The organism is Lysobacter sp. Soil_N_51, from assembly GCF_057655755.1.
Window position 1 is genome coordinate 181,522 of record NZ_JBDGLR010000004.1, and the last position, 17,908, is coordinate 199,429.

The 17,908-nt window shown below is 66.2% G+C and carries 11 protein-coding genes; 5 read left to right on the top strand and 6 right to left on the bottom strand.

The annotated features are described in order from the left end of the window. Positions 1 to 81 precede the first annotated feature (81 nt). Together AC3A4T_RS08550 and AC3A4T_RS08555 are read right to left on the bottom strand one after the other, a co-directional pair. Positions 82 to 1,011 (bottom strand): alpha/beta fold hydrolase, encoded by a 930-nt coding sequence (locus AC3A4T_RS08550; RefSeq protein ID WP_487674993.1) that lies wholly within the window; start codon positions 1,009 to 1,011, stop codon positions 82 to 84. 281 nt (positions 1,012 to 1,292) lie between these two features. Next, a complete protein-coding gene (locus tag AC3A4T_RS08555) occupies positions 1,293 to 2,084 on the bottom strand; it encodes an SDR family NAD(P)-dependent oxidoreductase (RefSeq protein ID WP_487674994.1) in 792 nt (263 codons plus the stop codon). Between the two features lie 145 nt (positions 2,085 to 2,229). On the opposite strand from AC3A4T_RS08555, the gene AC3A4T_RS08560 reads away from it, so the two are divergent. The 3 genes from AC3A4T_RS08560 (at position 2,230) to AC3A4T_RS08570 (ending at position 4,890) form a co-directional block, all read left to right on the top strand. After that, positions 2,230 to 2,787, top strand: a complete 558-nt coding sequence (locus AC3A4T_RS08560) for a TetR/AcrR family transcriptional regulator (protein WP_487674995.1) — start codon at positions 2,230 to 2,232, stop codon at positions 2,785 to 2,787. Positions 2,788 to 3,007: 220 nt separating this feature from the next. Next, on the top strand, positions 3,008 to 3,820 hold the full coding sequence (locus AC3A4T_RS08565; RefSeq protein ID WP_487674996.1) for a right-handed parallel beta-helix repeat-containing protein: 813 nt from the start codon (positions 3,008 to 3,010) through the stop codon (positions 3,818 to 3,820). A gap of 239 nt (positions 3,821 to 4,059) precedes the next feature. Then, positions 4,060 to 4,890, top strand: coding sequence for a right-handed parallel beta-helix repeat-containing protein (locus AC3A4T_RS08570; RefSeq protein WP_487674997.1), 831 nt, complete (start codon positions 4,060 to 4,062; stop codon positions 4,888 to 4,890). Between the two features lie 165 nt (positions 4,891 to 5,055). Here AC3A4T_RS08570 and AC3A4T_RS08575 read toward each other — a convergent pair whose 3' ends face one another. The 4 genes from AC3A4T_RS08575 to AC3A4T_RS08590 all read right to left on the bottom strand — a co-directional run bounded on the left by AC3A4T_RS08575 (position 5,056) and on the right by AC3A4T_RS08590 (position 10,842). Continuing rightward, entirely contained in the window at positions 5,056 to 5,790 is a 735-nt protein-coding gene (locus AC3A4T_RS08575; protein WP_487674998.1) for a hypothetical protein, read from the bottom strand. An 83-nt stretch (positions 5,791 to 5,873) separates the two neighbouring features. Then, complete coding sequence (metH, locus tag AC3A4T_RS08580) at positions 5,874 to 8,627, bottom strand: methionine synthase (RefSeq protein WP_487674999.1); 2,754 nt, start codon at positions 8,625 to 8,627, stop codon at positions 5,874 to 5,876. Positions 8,628 to 8,747: 120 nt separating this feature from the next. Next, positions 8,748 to 9,869 (bottom strand): homocysteine S-methyltransferase family protein, encoded by a 1,122-nt coding sequence (locus AC3A4T_RS08585; RefSeq protein WP_487675000.1) that lies wholly within the window; start codon positions 9,867 to 9,869, stop codon positions 8,748 to 8,750. 10 nt (positions 9,870 to 9,879) lie between these two features. Continuing rightward, positions 9,880 to 10,842 (bottom strand): ArsR/SmtB family transcription factor, encoded by a 963-nt coding sequence (locus AC3A4T_RS08590; RefSeq protein WP_487675001.1) that lies wholly within the window; start codon positions 10,840 to 10,842, stop codon positions 9,880 to 9,882. Between the two features lie 435 nt (positions 10,843 to 11,277). Between AC3A4T_RS08590 and AC3A4T_RS08595 the strand changes: the two genes are divergently transcribed. Together AC3A4T_RS08595 and AC3A4T_RS08600 are read left to right on the top strand one after the other, a co-directional pair. Continuing rightward, positions 11,278 to 12,438, top strand: a complete 1,161-nt coding sequence (locus AC3A4T_RS08595; protein WP_487675002.1) for an acyl-CoA dehydrogenase family protein — start codon at positions 11,278 to 11,280, stop codon at positions 12,436 to 12,438. A gap of 255 nt (positions 12,439 to 12,693) precedes the next feature. Further along, entirely contained in the window at positions 12,694 to 17,820 is a 5,127-nt protein-coding gene (locus AC3A4T_RS08600) for an NAD-glutamate dehydrogenase domain-containing protein (RefSeq protein ID WP_487675003.1), read from the top strand. The last annotated feature ends 88 nt before the right edge of the window (positions 17,821 to 17,908 follow it).

Below are 17,908 nucleotides of genomic sequence, written 5' to 3' on the forward strand. Positions count from 1 at the left end.
GCACGCGCCTTGCGTCTTTGAACGAAGCCGATGCACCAACGGCGCGGGGGATTTGCTCCACCCCGCGAACCAGCACGAAACCTAAGCGCCAACCGCCCGCGACCGCGACGTAACCGCAGCCGTCGCCGCCGCATCGTCCTGCGCCGACCCGATCCGATCGATCATCGCCGCGACCGCCTGTGCGGTCTCCAGCGGCCGCTCCATCGGAAACAAATGGCTGCCCTCGATCCAGGCCCAGCGCGAACCGACCAGACGCCGGGTCGCGGCGGTGCCGGCATTACGCAGTTCGCGCGAATGCGTACCGGCGAGGAAACCGACCGGAACCCGCAGCTTTGGCGTCAGCCCGCTCAACGAGGTGGTCGGCAAGCTACGGTAAATCTGGTATTCGATCTCGCGCTCGAACGCGAGCTCGCGCGCGCCATCGTCGGCGCGGCGGGTGCCGTGCTCGACGTAGGCATCGAGCACGCGCGCATCCCAACGCGCGAACGCCGGCTTGGCCAGGAAGTGGCTGCGCACCGCGTCGGTGTCGGGCCAGTGCTTGCGCCGCTGCAAGGTCGCGCGCGTGGGCATCACCAGATTGTCCAGGCCGGTGCGGCGGCCCAGCGAAACCAGGCGCGCGCGCCAACCGGCGATCAGCGGCGAATCGAGCATGACCACGCCGGCCAGGCGCGAGCCCAGCGCCGAGCCCGACAGCCGATGCGCGGCCAGCAGGCTCAGGTACCCGCCCAGCGAATGCCCGACCAGCCAGATCCGCCGCGCATCGCCGCTGGCCGCTTCGACCCGCGCCGCCAGTTCCTCGACCAGATGCGGCCAGTCGAGGCTGACCGGGTAGCGCGGGTCGTGGCCGATGCGCGCCGGCCGTTCGATCCGGAACCGCGACGCGAGCGCGTCCAGCATCACCCCGTACACGGGCGCCGGAAAGCCGTTGGCGTGGGAGAACAGCAGCAGATCGTGCATGCGGGCGAGGGGCCGCAACGGGCCGCTGGCGATGAGATGGCTGAACCATACCATTGCGTACAGTTGTGCGGTAGCTGGTAGCTGGTAGCTGGTAGCCGTCCGCGGCGACTGATTTGCCATTACGCGAGTTGGATGGGCCGCTACCGTGTCAATGCGTGCCGTTATGCCGGTGGCCGTGAGTGACGCCGCGATCGGTCAGCCCGCGGTCGCAGCTTACGCAGCTCCTACAGTCGGACTTCGGGGCCCCCTGTAGGAGCGGCGCAAGCCGCGACCGTGAACCTCGCACTACGACGCGAGCCCATCGGGCCCGCGTCGCGCTCACATCATCAAAACCTTCAAGCCGCCTCGCGATACCGCGGTGCCGGCTGCGACTGGCCGAAGTGCGGAAGCAGCGCCTGCCGCGAGCGCTCCAGCGTGTCCCACAAGGCCGCCTCGTGCAGCGGCGGAATCGTCACCGTCTCGCGCCGGTCGTAACCGGACAGGGCGGCGTCGACCAGATCGTCGACTTCCATGAGCCCGGGAATCTGTTCCACGTCGCGGCCCGAACGCTCCCAGATTTCGGTGCGCGTGGCCGCCGGCAACACCGCCTGCACGTACACGCCCTGGGGCCCGAGTTCGACCAGCAGCGACTGGCTTAGGTACTGCATGAAGGCCTTGGTCGCGCCGTACACGCTCATGCCGAATTCCGGCGCGAGCCCGACCACGGACGCGAGGTTCACGATCGAGCCCTGGCCGGCGGCGGCCAGTCGCGGCGCGATCGCCGCCGCCAACCGCGCCGGCGCGGTGACATTGAGCGCGATCAGTTGCGCGACCTGCTCGGGCGACTGCGCCAGGAAGTTGCCGGGCAGGGTGGCACCGGCGTTGTTGACCAGCACGCCGATGCGCGGGTCGTCACGCAGCACCGCCTCGACCCGCGTCAGCTGGACCGGGTCGGCGAGGTCGGCCTGCAGCACCTCGACCTGGACGCCGTAATCGGCGCGCAGACGCTCGGCGAGGGCGTCCAGGCGGGTCAGGTCGCGCGCCACCAGGACCAGATCGTGGCCGCGGCGGGCGAAGCGGTCGGCGTAAACGGCGCCGATGCCGCTGGAAGCGCCGGTAATGAGGACGGAAGGAAGCGGGGTAGTCACGGTGAACCTCGTTCGATGTGGGGTGGGTTTATTACTGATGATCATCATGTTTAAGTTATCATGATGATCGTCATGTAAGATGTCAAGGACGATCAGACGCCGCTCGTCGGGTCGTTGAATCGGCCGCAATCAGCAGGAGAACCGGATGAAAGTCAGCCGCGAACAGGTAGGTGAAAACCGCCGCAGGATCCTCGACGAGGCCGGCCGGCTGTTCCGTGCGCGCGGGTTCGAGGCGGTCACGGTGGCCGAGGTGATGAAGGCCGCCGGCCTGACCCATGGCGCGTTCTACGGCCACTTCCAGTCCAAGGACGATCTGATCGCGCAGACCCTGGGCCATGTGTTGAGCCAGGCCCAGGTCGGCGACGAACTGCAGCCGTTCGTGGATTTCTATCTGTCGCCGCATCACTGCGGCGACCTTGCCGGCGGGTGCCCGACCGCCGCGCTCGGCGCCGACACGATCCGCCAGTCGCCGCAGGCGCGTCATGCGATGACCGAGGGATTGCGCCAGCATCTGCAGCACATGACCCGTATGGAATCCGCGCCGGATGAAGCCACGCGCAGGCGGCAGGCGATCGGCGCCTGGTCGGCGATGGTCGGCGCGGTGATCCTGGCGCGGCTCAGCGACGACCCGGCGTTGTCCGACGAAGTGCTGGCGCAGACGCGGGCGTGGATCGAGGAAAGCACGTCGGCGAGCGCGGGCTAGGCAGCGACCATTCGACGTTCGCCACGTCGTCGGAAAACTGGATGACATGCGGGTCACCGAACGCGCCGCTGATTCGCGCATGGAACCCGCCGCCATCGCCGCGGATGAGATTGGTTGTGGCTAAAGTGCGGCCGCGTGCGTAGCAGATTGCTGATCGGGCCGATCAATGCGGCCCGGCGGCGACGCACGCCATAGGGACATCCACTCAGAGAGGGAATTCATGCGCATTCTTACGTTCGCGGGCCTGGCCTTGTCCGGCCTGTTGCTCAGCCACACCGCCCACGCCGCCTGCGACACCGTGTTGTCGCCGCAGGTGCGTTCGATCGACGCCGCCGGCAATTACTGCCTGGCCGCCAACCGCAGCGCGCCGATTGAAGTGCACGCCGACAACGTCGAACTCGACTGCCGTGGCCGCACGCTGTCGCGCGCGCCCGATACGCCCGGGTTCGGCACCGGCGTGCTGCTGCGCGGCGACAACCTCACCCTGCGCAACTGCCGCTTCGAGGGCTGGCAGTTCAGCGTGCTCGCCGAACAGTTTCTCAACGTGCAGATCCTCAACAACACCTTCATCCCCGAGGGCCCGGCGATCACCGCGTACGGCAGCGACCGGCCCGAAGGCGACGGTCTGCGCGTGGTCGGCAACCGGGTGCTGTTCTACGGCTCGCAAAACGGCGCCGAGCAGGCGATCGGCATCTGGCATTCGCCGCGCGCGGTGCTGACCAATAACGTGGTCGCCGGTTTCATGGGCCATGCCGCGCTGCGACTGGACCGCTCGCCGGATGCGCAGCTGACCGGCAATCAGTTGCTCGACTTGAACGAAGGCGGATCGGTCGGCGTGGATTTTATTTTCTCGCCGCGCGCGCGCCTGGCCCATAACACCGTGATGCTGCGTCGCGGGGTCAACGCCCACGGCCTGAGCGGCGCGAGCGAGGCGACCTGCATCGAGAACATCCTGATCAATGCCGTGCATTCGGGCCTGGAAGGCTGTGTGGTGAAGCGTTACAACGTCGAGCAGATCAATAACGGGGATTGATTTTTTGCGGCGATAGTCATCGATAACGTGCCGGCATGCATCTCAAAGACGCCGCCTTCAAAACAGCGGGGCGGCGTCGTTTGCGGTGAAGGTGCAGGCGACAGAGTCAGACGGGATCGGCGCTTCGTCGCGATGAGTGAGATGCAATGTCGATACAATCGTCGGCGCAGCACAGCGAGGCGACTGATCACCTCGCGCACTGCGCTCATCCGTCACACCCTTCAAGGAAAAGGAACTTCATGCGACTGCTCCCGATTGCCGGCCTGGCACTGACCGGCCTGATGCTCAGCACCTCCGCGTTCGCCTGCGACACCATCGTTTCGTCGCAGCAAATATCGATCCATGGCCCGGGCAAGTATTGCCTCAGCGCCAATCGCAGTCTTCCGATCGAAATCAGCGGACCGGACATCGAACTCGATTGCCGTACCCGCTCCATCATCAATCCCAGTTCCAACGGCGGCGGCCCGACCGGCATCCGGATCAACTCCGGCGACAAGGTCATCGTGCGCAATTGCCGAGTCGACGGTTTCCCGATCGGCATCGACATGAACGTGCATTCCAATGCGCAGTTGCTCAACAACACCGTGGTACGTGCGCAAGATGTCGCGATCATGGTCCACGGCAACAACAACGATCCGTTCGCCGAACCGACCCGCATCGTCGGCAACCGGGTGATCGGCTACCCGACCGCCAACGATCCCTCGTCCAGCTGGGCCCCGGCGCTGCGCGTGGTCGGCCTGGGTCGCGCGGTGATCAGCAACAACGTCGTCGCCGGCCACAGCGGGCCGGTCGGCCTGGAACTGGTGGGCTCGCCCGACGTGCAGATCACCAACAACCAGTTCCTGGATCCGGCCGGGGTCGATCGCATGATCCGCCTGGAACAGTCGCCGCGCGCGCGCGTGGTCCACAACACCATCATGTCGCGTCAGCAGAACGTGATGTTCGGTCTCAGCGGCGCGAGCGGGGCGACCTGCGTGGAGAACGTGTTCATCAACACGATGCACTCGGGTTTTTCCGAATGCGCGGTCACCCGTTACAACGTCGAACAGCCGTTGCCGCCGGCTCCGTAAGCCGGTCGCAGGGAAGTTGTCTGATGTGTTGACGCTCCGCCGGCCATCGCGCCGGCGGAGTTTCATGACGGGTCGGGATGTGCGGCCCGGCGTGTGCGTCGTCGTCGGTCGGTGTCGGTCACCGCGCGCCTAAGCCGCGGCGACGATCGATTCGCCAACGCGTCTTCAATCGCCGCCGAGCGACGCCGGCAACATGGCGCGCGCGCTGTGCGCCAGCTCGCGCACCGTCGACACGCCCAGGTCGCGGATGATGCGGTGGGTGCGATGCGGCAACGGCGATTCGTCGATGTCGTGCGGGGCGATGTTCTTGCCCGGCACGCCGGGCAGGAACTCGATGCCGGCCGCGGCATAGCAATGCTGGACCAGCGCCGAGCAGTACAGCGCGCCTTCCTTGGCCAGCAGGTTGCTGCGCTTGCGCAGGCGGCTGCTGTGCATCGCCATCAAGGTGCCGACCAACTCGCTGATCGAATAACTCGACAGCCCCGACAACAGGTCGAGCCCGGCGATCTGGACCTTGCGGACCTGGTCCTCGTCCAGGCCGAAATCCAGGATCGCGATGTTCGGAAACGCTTCGGCGTCGTAGTAACGCTCGACCCGGTTCTCCTGCACGCCCAGGCGGATCTGCTTGTAGCGCATGTCCAGATCGGACTCGATCACCCACCAGCGTCCGTCGATGCGGCGCTCGCTGAACATGAAGGCGTGCGACCACAGGCTGCGATGGCCGTCGACGGTCAACGGCGACTGCGCCTTGCGAATCAGCTTGTTGATCCAGTCGCGGCCGCCGCACAGGCCGATCCGACCCGGCCCGGCGTGTTTTTCGATGAAGGCGGCGTTGCCGAAAGCGTCGGCCGATTCGGCCTGCTCTTCGACATCGGCGGACAACAGGATTTCGTCGCTCATCCTTGCGTACTCGTTCGGCGCTGCGGGCTGGGGTCGGATCGTAGTCGATACGATCGGCGCATCGGGGCAGGGCCCCGGCGCGCTCACTCGGGATCGTAATCCAGATTCGAGGCCAGCCACCGTTCGGCCTGGATCACGCTGACGCCCTTGCGCCTGGCGTAGTCCTCGACCTGTTCCTTGTTGACCCGGCCGACCACGAAGTATTGGCTGCCCGGATGGCTGAAGTAATAGCCCGAGACCGCCGCGGCCGGGTACATGGCGAAGCTTTCGGTCAACTCCAGGCTGGTGTGGCGGGTGGCGTCGAGCATCTCGAACAGCGTGGTCTTCTCGCTGTGTTCGGGGCAGGCCGGATAGCCCGGAGCGGGGCGGATGCCGCGGTAGCCTTCGTCGATCAGCGCATCGTTGTCGAGGGTTTCGTCGTCGGCGTAGCCCCAGAATTCCTTGCGCACACGCTGATGCAGGCGCTCGGCCAGCGCTTCGGCGAAACGATCGGCCAGGGCCTTGATCATGATCGAGTTGTAGTCGTCGTGATCGGCCTCGAAGCGCGCGACATGCGGCTCGATGCCGATGCCGGCGGTGACCGCGAAACCGCCGATCCAGTCCTGCCGGCCCGACTCCTTCGGCGCGACGAAGTCGGCCAGGCAGAAGTCGGGGCGGTCGGCGGGTTTGTCGGCTTGCTGTCGCAGGAAGTGCAAGGTGCGGGAATGGGGAATGGAGAATCGGGAGTCGGAAATGGCTTCGGCCGCCTGCGCCGACTCCCGATTCTCGATTCCCGATTCCCAGACCACGACATCGTCACCGATTGAATTCGCCGGCCACAAGCCGAACACGGCCTTGGCCCGAATCCACTTCTCCTCGACCAACTGCTTGAGCATCCTGCGCGCATCGCGGTACAGCTCGGTCGCCTGCTTGCCGACGATTTCGTCGCTCAGGATCGCCGGATAGCGGCCGGCCAGTTCCCAGGTGTTGAAGAATGGCGTCCAGTCGATGTACTCGACCAGTTCGTCCAGCGGGTAATCGTCGAACACGTGCAAGCCGGGCTGCTTCGGCGCGGGCGGAACGTAGTCGTTCCAGCCTCCGTCGTAACGCTGGCCACGCGCCTTTTCCAGCGACACCAGCCGCTTGCCGTCGCCGCGGTTCTTGTGGCGTTCGCGGATCTCGGCGTAGTCGGAGGCGTTGGCGGCGACGAACGGCTCGCGCAGGTCGATCGAGATCAGCGACTGGGCCACGCCGACCGCGCGCGAGGCGTCCTTGACCCAGATCGTCGGCGACTTGTAATGCGGGTCGATCTTCAGCGCGGTGTGTGCGCGCGAGGTGGTCGCGCCGCCGATCAGCAGCGGCATGGTGAAGCCCTGGCGTTGCATCTCGCGGGCGACGTGGCTCATTTCCTCCAGCGACGGTGTGATCAGGCCCGACAGGCCGATCAGGTCGGCGTTCTCGGCCTTGGCGCGGTCCAGAATGGTTTGCGCCGGCACCATCACGCCCAGGTCGATCACGTCGAAGTTGTTGCAGGCCAGGACCACGCCGACGATGTTCTTGCCGATGTCGTGCACGTCGCCCTTGACCGTGGCCATGACGATCTTGCCGTTGGACTTGCCGACATCGCCAGTGCGCAGCTTCTCGGCTTCGATGTACGGCAGCAGGTAGGCGACCGCCTTCTTCATCACCCGCGCCGATTTCACCACCTGCGGCAGGAACATCTTGCCGGCGCCGAACAGGTCGCCGACCACGTTCATGCCCGACATCAGCGGGCCTTCGATCACGTCCAGCGGGCGGGTCGATTCGATGCGCGCCGCTTCGGTGTCTTCCTCGATCCACTGATCGATGCCGTAGACCAGCGCATGGCTCAAGCGATCGCGCACCGGCTTGTCGCGCCAGCGCAGATCCTCGACCTTCTTCTCGCCTTTCTTGCCCTTGAAGCGGTCGGCGATGTCCAGCAAGCGCTCGGTGCCGTCGGGGCGGCGATTGAGCACCACGTCCTCGACCCGCTCGCGCAGGTCCGGATCGAGATCGTCGTACAACGGCAAACCGCCGGCGTTGACGATGCCCATGTCCATGCCGGCCTTGATCGCGTGGTACAGGAACACCACGTGGATCGCCTGGCGCACCAGCTCGTTGCCGCGGAACGAGAACGAGACGTTGGATACGCCGCCGGAGATATGGCTGTACGGGAACCGTCGCTTGAGCTCGCGCGTGGCCTCGATGAAATCGACCGCGTAGTTGTTGTGTTCCTCGATGCCGGTGGCGATCGCGAACACGTTCGGGTCGAAGATGATGTCCTCGGGCGGAAAACCGATCTCCTCGGTCAGCAGCTTGTAGGCGCGCGAGCAGATCTCGACCTTGCGGTCGATGCTGTCGGCCTGGCCGACTTCGTCGAAGGCCATGACCACCACGGCCGCGCCGTAGCGCCGCACCAGCCGCGCCTGGCGCAGGAATTCGGCTTCGCCTTCCTTCATCGAGATCGAATTGACGATGCCCTTGCCCTGCAGGCACTTGAGCCCGGCCTCGATCACCGTCCATTTGGAGCTGTCGACCATCACCGGGATGCGCGCGATGTCGGGCTCGGCCGCGATCAGGTTGAGGTAGGTGACCATGGCCAGCTCGGAATCGAGCATGCCCTCGTCCATGTTGACGTCGAGCACCTGCGCGCCGTTTTCGACCTGCTGGCGCGCCACGACGATGGCTTCGTCGTAACGGCCTTCGAGGATCAGCTTCTTGAACTGCGCGCTGCCGGTGACGTTGGTGCGCTCGCCGACGTTGACGAAGTTGCTTTGCGGGGTGATCTGCAGCGGTTCGAGGCCGCTGAGCCGGGTCTGGCGGGGGAGGGTTGCGGTCATTACAGATGGCTTCTTGCGTTATTCGAGGGGGGGCGGAGCCAGGAACGAGTGCAGAGGAGTGAGGAGTGAGTCAGAGCCGCCTTTACTCACTCCTCACTCCTCTGCACTCGTTTCTCGTCTTCAAGCGACCGCTTGAAGATGCAGCGGCTGCCGTGGCGCCACGCCCTCGACCACCGCGGCGATCGCGGCGATATGCGCCGGCGTCGTGCCGCAGCAGCCGCCGACCAGGTTGAGCAGGCCGGCGCGGGCGAATTCGCCGAGCACCGCGGCCATGTCCTCGGGGGTTTCGTCGTAGCCGCCGAACGCGTTCGGCAGGCCGGCGTTGGGGTGGGTGCTGATATAGGCGTCGGCGATCTGCGCCAGCACGTCGATATGCACGCGCAGGTCCTTGGCGCCGAGCGCGCAGTTCAGGCCGATCGCGACCGGCTGGTTGTGGCGCACCGAGTACCAGAACGCCTCGGCGGTCTGGCCCGACAGGGTCCGGCCGGAGGCGTCGGTGATGGTGCCGGAGATCATTACCGGCAGCCGCGCGCCGCGCGCGTCGAAGGCTTCCTCGACCGCGAACAGCGCGGCCTTGGCGTTGAGCGTGTCGAAGATGGTTTCGACCATGATCACGTCCGCGCCGCCGTCGATCAGGCCGTCGGTGGCTTCGCGGTAGGCGATGCGCAGTTCGTCGAAGGTGATCGCGCGGTAGCCGGGACGGTTGACGTCCGGGCTCAGCGAGGCCGTGCGGCTGGTCGGGCCGAGCACGCCGATCACGTAGCGCGGCTTGTCCTTGCCCGCGGCCGCGTCGCGCGCCTCGGCCTCGTCGCAGGCCTTGCGCGCCAGGCGCGCGCCTTCGAGGTTGAGCTCGCGCGCCAGATGCTCCAGGCCGTAGTCGGACAGCGAGATCGTGGTCGAGTTGAAGGTGTTGGTCTCGATCAGGTCGGCGCCGGCGGCCAGGTACTGGGCGTGGATGTCGCCGATGATGTCGGGCCGGGTCAGGGTCAGCAGATCGTTGTTGCCGCGCTGATCGCGCGAGCAGCCGCAGCCCTCGCCATGCACGTGCTCGCCGTGTTCGTCCTGCGGCGCGTACAGCCGGTCGAAGCCTTCGGCGAAGCGTTCGCCGCGGTAGTCGGCTTCTTCCAGCGTGAACTGCTGGATCATCGTGCCCATCGCGCCGTCCATGACCAGGATGCGTTGCGCCAACCCGCGTTCCAGCGCTTGCGCGCGCTCGGGATTGATCCAAGGCAGCTGTTTCATATCGATCTCCTCACTTCTTGCCGGGCTTGCGCACCGGCTCGCCGCCGGGCTTGCGCGCCATCAACGCGATCACTTCGAAATGCGGCGGCCGGCGTTCGCGGGTGACCGTCTCGCAGCTGACGATCTCGAACCCGGCCTTGGCGGCGAATTTCTGCAGGTCCTTTTCGGCGAACCCCAGGTTGACGTGGCCGAAGGCTTCGACCGCGCCGCGATGCTCGTGCTTGGCCAGACTGGTCAGCAGCAGGCGGCCGCCGGGACGCAGCACCCGCGCGGCCTCGACCACCGCCTGCGCCGGTTGCTCGGCATAGGTCAGCGCGTGCATCAGCACGACCAGGTCGAAACTGTCGGCGTCGAACGGCAGCGCGTGCATGTCGCCCTCGCGCACTTCCACGTTCTTGAGCTTGCGCAGGCGCTCGGACGCGGCCGCGACCACCTTGGTACTGGCGTCCAGGCACACATAACGGTTGGAGTGCGGCGCCAGCAGCTCGGCCAGCACGCCGTCGCCGGAGGCGATGTCGAGCACGTCGCCGGGTTGCAGCAGCGGCACCGCCGAACGGGCCAGTGCTTCCCAGGTGCGGCCGGGCGAGTAGTGGCGCTCCATGTCGCCGGCCACCGAGTCGGCCCAGTTCTGGTCGGAGGCGCGCATCGCCAGCACCGCGGTCACCCGTTCGGCGTCCTGACGCAGTAAAGGATCGTCACTGCCGGTGCTCAGGGTCTGCCACAAGGCACGCTGGGCCTGATCCAGCGCGCCCTCGTCGAAGCGGTAATACGCCGACACGCCGGCGCGGCGGTCGCGCACCAGTCCGGCTTCCTTGAGCTTGGACAGATGGGTGGATACGCGCGGCTGGGCCAGGCGGGTGATCGCCGACAGCTCGGCCACGGTCAGTTCCTCGCGCTCAAGCAGGGTCAGCAGACGCACGCGGGTGGCGTCGGCGAACACTTTTAGACGGGATGACCAGCCTTCTAGATCCATGAGGTGCCCTGGATGGGAATGGGGAATCGGGAATGGGGAATCGCGAGAACGGCGTCGGCGACATCGGCAGGCGCCGATTCCCGATTCTCCATTCCCGATTCCCGCTCTTCCATCAACGTATCGCGATACAGCGATAAGTGTGGTATCCGCCGCCCCTCAGGTCAAGTCGTGACGCGTCGCAGCAAAGTCGGGGACGACCCTGACGGCGTCTGAAAGCGGACTGAAAGCGCGCGGGCCGAACGCCAGATCGGGGCAGGCCGATGGGTGGGGTTATTCGGCGCGCACGGCTACAATTCGCGTTCGCGGTTCAACGAATGGACGCGCGGACCATGAGCCAGGGTCGGATCGGCCGCGACACGCCAGTGAGGCGACGGCGCCGTTCGATCGGGCTGCGATGGCAATCACCACAGCAATCAAGACCCGAGAGGTGCCGACGTGGATTTTGGCTTTACCGAAGAGCAGTTGATGATCCAGGACGTGGCGCGCCGTATCGCCCAGGAAAAGATTGCTCCCAGCGCCGAGCACCACGATCAGACCGGCGAGTTCCCGCTCGAGAACATCCGCACCCTCGGCGAGAACGGCCTGATGGGCATCGAGGTGCCGGCCGAGTACGGCGGCGCCGGCATGGACCCGATCTCCTACGTGCTGGCGATGGTCGAAATCGCCGCCGGCGACGCCGCCCACTCGACCATCGTGTCGGTGAATAATTCGCTGTTCTGCAACGGCATTCTCAAGTTCGGCACCGAGGCGCAGAAACAGCTGTACGTGCGCGCGATCGCCGAAGGCCGCGAGATCGGCGCGTTCGCGCTGACCGAGCCGCAGTCGGGCTCCGACGCCACCGCGATGCGCTGCAAGGCGGTCAAGCAGGCCGACGGCAGCTTCGTGATCAACGGCAAGAAGAGCTGGATCACCTCCGGCCCGGTCGCCAAGTACATCGTGCTGTTCGCGATGACCGACCCGGACAAGGGCGCGCGCGGCATCACCGCGTTCATGATCGACACCGCCAAGCCGGGTTTCCACCGCGGCAAGACCGAGCCCAAGCTCGGCATCCGCGCGTCGGCCACCTGCGAGATCGAGTTCGAAGACTACGTCGCCACCGCCGAGGACGTGCTCGGCGAGGAAGGCCACGGCTTCAAGATCGCCATGGGCGTGCTCGACGCCGGCCGCATCGGCATCGCCTCGCAGGCCATCGGCATCGGCCGCGCGGCGTACGAGGCCACCTTGGTCTACGTGCGCGAGCGCAAGGCCTTCGGCCAGCCGATCGGCGCGTTCCAGATGACCCAGGCCAAGATCGCCGACATGAAGTGCAAGCTCGACGCGGCCCTGCTGCTGACCTTGCGCGCGGCCTGGACCAAGGGCCAGACCGAGAAGAACGGCGGCCGTTTCAGCAACGAGGCGGCGATCGCCAAGCTGACCGCGTCGGAAGCGGCGATGTGGATCGCCCACCAGGCCGTGCAGATTCACGGCGGCATGGGCTATTCCAAGGAAATGCCGCTGGAGCGTTATTTCCGCGACGCCAAGATCACCGAAATCTACGAAGGCACCAGCGAGATCCAGCGTCTGGTCATCGCCCGCAACGAAACCGGTCTGCGCTGAAAAACTACCGACGATGAAACGTTTCGGTTCGTCCAGGCCTACCGCCTGTCCTGAGGACGGCGGCAAGGGCTTGCGCGTTTCGGTCCGCGCCATGCATGCCGGCCCGCGCGTCTGCGCGCGGGCCCGTGTCGGCGCGTCGCTCGATTACGGCGCCGGCATCGTTGCCGCCTCGCACGGTTTGAACTCCAGGCAATAACCACTCTCTTGGCCCGCGCGAAAGCGTGGGCCTCATTCCATCCGGATCTCGACATCCCCATGAGCATTAAAAAAGCTTCCAAGCCCGAACCCGCCAAACGCGCCGCCGCCAAACCTGCGACGAAGTCGGCATCGGCCAAGCAAGCCACGGTCAAGAAAACCTCGGCCAAACCCGCTGCGACCAAGCAAGCGCCCGTCAGCAAGTCGGCCAGCGTCAAGAAGGCCGCGCCCGACAAGGCCGCGCTGGACACCGGCCAGTCCGCGCCGCCGGTCGACAGCCAGGCGGTCAGCCTCGAGCCGATCGTCGCGGCGATGCGCAAGCGCCTGCCGAAGGCGCGCCATGCCGAAGCCGAAGCGTTCGCGCATGCGTTCTACAAGCGCATGAGCGGGGATGAGCTGCCGCAGCACCAGCCCGACGGCTGGGCGGCGTTGGCGGTGGATTTCCTCGATTACGCGCGCGATCGCAAGCAGGGGTCGGCGCTGGTGCGCCTGTTCAACCCGACGCTGAAGTCTCATGGCTGGGAATCGCCGCACACCGTGCTGCAGATCGCCAACGACGACATGCCGTTCCTGGTCGACTCGGTGACCATGGCGCTGGCCGATCAGGGCATCGGCGTGCACGTGCTCGGCCATCCGGTGGTGACGTTCCAGCGCGACAAGGCCGGCAAGCTGCTGGCGGTCGGGCAGGGCGTGGCCGAATCGTTGATGCACCTGGAAATCGACCGGCAGACCCCGGAATCGGCCGCCGCGGTCAAGCAGGCGCTGGAAACCGTGCTCGCCGACGTGCGCGCGATCGTGCGCGACTGGGCGCAGATGCGCGACAAGATGAACGAGGTCGCCGACGATCTGCCGGGCGAAAACTTGCCGATTGACGAAGACGGAAAGCGCGAGGCGCAGGCGTTCCTGCACTGGGCCGCCGACAACCACTTCACCTTCCTGGGTTATCGCGAGTACGAAGTCGTCAAGCTCGGCGGCAACGAGGTGCTGCGCGCTGTCAAGGACAGCGGCCTGGGCCTGCTGCGCGGCAAGGAAGTCGGCAAGCCGCGCCTGCTGACCTCGCTGGCGGCGCACTACATGCCGCAGTCGGGTTCGGTCGATGCGTTGATCCTGACCAAGACCAATGCGCGTTCCACCGTGCACCGTCCCGGCTACATGGACTACATCGGCGTGCTCAGCTTCGACGCCGAAGGCCGTCCGACCGGCGAAAAGCGCTTCCTCGGCCTGTACACCTCCAGCGCCTACAACCGTCGCCCGTGGGACATCCCGCTGGTGCGTCAGCGCCATGCCTACGTGATGCAGCAGTCCGGCCTCGGCCCGGACAGCCACAGCGGCAAGGCACTGCGCCATGTGCTGGAAACCCTGCCGCGCGACGAGCTGTTCCAGTCCAGCGAAGAAGAACTGCTCAAGACCACCTCGGGCATCCTCGGCCTGCAGGAGCGCGTGCGCAGCAAACTGTTCCTGCGCCAGGACCGCTACGGCCGCTACTACTCCGGCCTGGTCTACATCCCGCGCGAGCGCTTCAACACCGACGTGCGCCTGCGCGTGGAAGCGATGTTGAAGGACAAGCTGCACGGCGAACACGTCGACACCACCGTGCACATCGGCGAATCGCCGCTGGCGCAGTTGCACCTGATCGTGCGGCCGAAGGCCGGCGATGCGGTCAGCAACGGCGGCCGTCAGATCGACAACGCCGCGATCGAGGCCGAACTGGCCGAGATCGTGCGCAATCGCCAGGACGACCTGCGCGAAGCGCTGGTGCGCAACAACGGCGAGCAGCAGGGCCTGGCCCTGGCCAATCGTTACGGGCGCGCCTTGCCGGCGGGCTACATCGAGGAAGTCTCCGCCGCCGTCGCCGCGCAGGACATCGCCCATGTCGCCGCCCTGAGCGGCCCCGACGACCTGCGCCTGAGCTTGTGCCGCACCCGCCAGGGCGAAGGCGGGCTGCGCTTCAAGTTCTACCGCCAGCTCGACGACATCCCGCTGTCGGACGCGCTGCCGATGATGGAGAACATGGGTCTGCGGGTGATCTCCGAGCATCCGTACCGGCTCAATGTCGACAACCAGCCGGTCTACATCCAGGACTTCGAGGTCGAGACCGCCAACAACGACATCGACGTCGACCGTCTGGACGAAAACTTCGAGGAAGCCTTCGCCCAGATCTGGCGCGGCAATGCCGAGAACGACGGCTTCAACCGCTTGATCCTCACCGCCAACCTGTCCTGGCGTCAGGTCGCGATGCTGCGCGCGTACTGCAAGTACCTGCTGCAGGTCGGCGTGCCGTTCTCGCAAAGCTACGTCGAGGAAACCTTCAGCCGCTATCCGCTGCTGGCGCGTTTGCTGGTGGAACTGTTCGAAGCGCGCTTCGACCCGTGCACCGGCAACGAGAGCAAGGACGAGATCAAGGCCGGCCAGGAACGCCTGGTCCAGCAGTTCGACACCTTGTCCGGCGGCGACGCCGCGGTCATGACCGCGCTCAAGCCGGTGATCGAAGCGCGCAGCGGCAAGCGCGATCAGCAGGCGCAGGCCACGGTCGAGGCGATCAAGGCGTTGCTCGACCGCGTCTCCAGCCTCGACGAAGACCGCATCCTGCGCAGCTTCATCGGCGTGATCAACGCCACCTTGCGCACCAGCTACTACCAGACCACCGCCGACGGTTCCGAGCGCGGCTACGTGAGCTACAAGTTCGATTCGGCCAACGTGCCGGACCTGCCCAAGCCGCGTCCGTACCGCGAAATCTTCGTCTACGGCCCGCGCGTGGAAGGCGTGCATCTGCGCTTCGGACCGGTCGCGCGCGGCGGTCTGCGCTGGTCCGATCGCCGCGAAGACTTCCGCACCGAGGTGCTGGGTCTGGTCAAGGCGCAGATGGTCAAGAACACGGTGATCGTGCCGGTCGGTTCGAAGGGCGGCTTCTTCGCCAAGCGTCCGCCGATCGGCGGCGACCGCGATGCGATCCTCGCCGAGGGCATCGCTTGCTACAAGATGTTCATCAACGGCTTGCTGGATATCACCGACAACATCGTCGGCGGCAAGATCGTGCCGCCGGCCAATGTCGTGCGCCATGACAACGACGATCCGTACCTGGTCGTCGCCGCCGACAAGGGCACCGCGACCTTCTCCGACATCGCCAACGGCATCGCCGCCGAGCACAAATTCTGGCTCGACGACGCGTTTGCCTCGGGCGGTTCGGTCGGTTACGACCACAAGGGCATGGGCATCACCGCCAAGGGCGCGTGGGAGTCGGTCAAGCGCCACTTCCGTTCGCTCGGCCGCGACAGCCAGACCCAGGACTTCACCACGGTCGGCATCGGCGACATGTCCGGCGACGTGTTCGGTAACGGCATGCTGCTGAGCAAGCACATCCGCCTGCTGGCCGCGTTCGACCACCGCCACATCTTCCTCGATCCGAACCCGGACGCGGCCAAGACGTTCAAAGAGCGCGAGCGCATGTTCAAGCTGCCGCGCTCGAGCTGGGACGACTACGACAAGGCGCTGATCAGCAAGGGCGGCGGGGTGTACCCGCGTTCGGCCAAGTCGATCCCGCTGTCGCCGGAAATCAAGGCCGCGCTCGGCATCGAAGGCAACGCCAGCGCGATGAGCCCGGTCGAGCTGATGAGCGCGATCCTCAAGGCGCCGGTCGATCTGCTGTGGAACGGCGGCATCGGCACCTACGTCAAGGCCAGCAGCGAAACCAACAGCGACGTCGGCGACCGCGCCAACAACGCGCTGCGGGTCAACGGCGGCGACCTGCGCTGCAAGATGGTGGGCGAGGGCGGCAACCTGGGTCTGACCCAGCTCGGCCGCATCGAGGCCGCGCAGCACGGCGTGCTGCTCAACACCGACTTCATCGACAACTCCGCCGGCGTGGACACCTCGGATCACGAGGTCAACATCAAGATCCTGCTCAACGGCCAGGTCCAGGCGAAGAAGCTGACCTTGCCCGAGCGCAACAAGCTGCTGGCGTCGATGACCGACGAAGTGGCCGACCTCGTGCTCAACGACAACTACCGCCAGAACCAGGCGATCAGCCTGATGGAGCGGATGAGCCTGTCGCGCCTGGGTTCGAAGCTGCACTTCATCCGTACGCTCGAGTCGCAAGGCCTGCTCGATCGTCAGATCGAGTTCCTGCCGAGCGACGCCGAAATCGCCGAGCGCAAGGCGCGCGGCCAGGGCCTGACCCGTCCGGAACTGTCGGTGCTGCTGTCGTACTCCAAGCTGGTCGCGTTCCAGCAGATGCTCGATTCGGACGTGCCGGAAGACCCGTACCTGTCGAAGGAACTGGTGCGCTACTTCCCGCAGCCGCTGCAGGCCAAGTACGCGAAGGCGATGGAAAACCACCGCCTGAAGCGCGAAATCATCGCCACCGCGGTGACCAACTCGACCATCAACCGGATGGGCGCGACCTTCCTGCTGCGCATGCAGGAAGACAGCGGCCGCACCCCGGGCGAGGTCGCCAAGGCCTTCACCATCACCCGCGAAACCCTGGATGCGCGCGACCTGTGGACGCAGATCGACGCGCTCGACGGCAAGGTCGCCGAGTCGACCCAGATCGACGCCCTGCAGGTGATCTGGACGCTGCAGCGTTCGTTCACCCGTTGGTTGCTGTCGCGTCCGGGCGCGATTCCCGACATCACCACCGCGGTCGACCGCTACCACGACGGCTTCAAGAACATCCGCGCCGGCGTCGGCATCCTCGGCGACGGCGAACGCCCGAACCACGATGCCGCGTTCGCCGACTGGAAGGCCAAGGGCGTGCCCGAATCGCTGGCCGCGCAGCTGGCCGCGCTGCCGTACCTGGAGCCGAGCTGCGACATCATCGAACTGGCGCGCGAGCGCAAGCTCAAGCCGGTCGACGTGGCCAAGGTCCACTTCCGCCTCGGCGAAGCGCTGCGTCTGCCGTGGCTGCAGGAGCAGATCGACGCGCTGACCGTCGACGGCCGCTGGCATGCGGTGGCGCGCGGCGTGCTGCGCGAGGAACTGTCGACCCAGCAGCGCATCCTGGTCGGCCAGGTGCTGAAGATGCCGGGCGCCAACGCCGACGCGAAGGTGCAGGCATGGTTGGGACGCGACGACCAGTCGCTGCGTTTCACCCTGGCGATGCTGACCGAGCTGGCGGCGCAGAAAACTCTGGACTATCCGACCGCCTCGGTCGCGGTGCAGCGTCTGTCGCAGTTGGCCGCGCGCGGCTAAGCCGTCATGCGGGGGCGCCGCGAGGCGCTCCCGCAGTCGGTGGTTTTCTCGTTACATCCCGGAATTCTTTCATCAAGGAACGATGAAC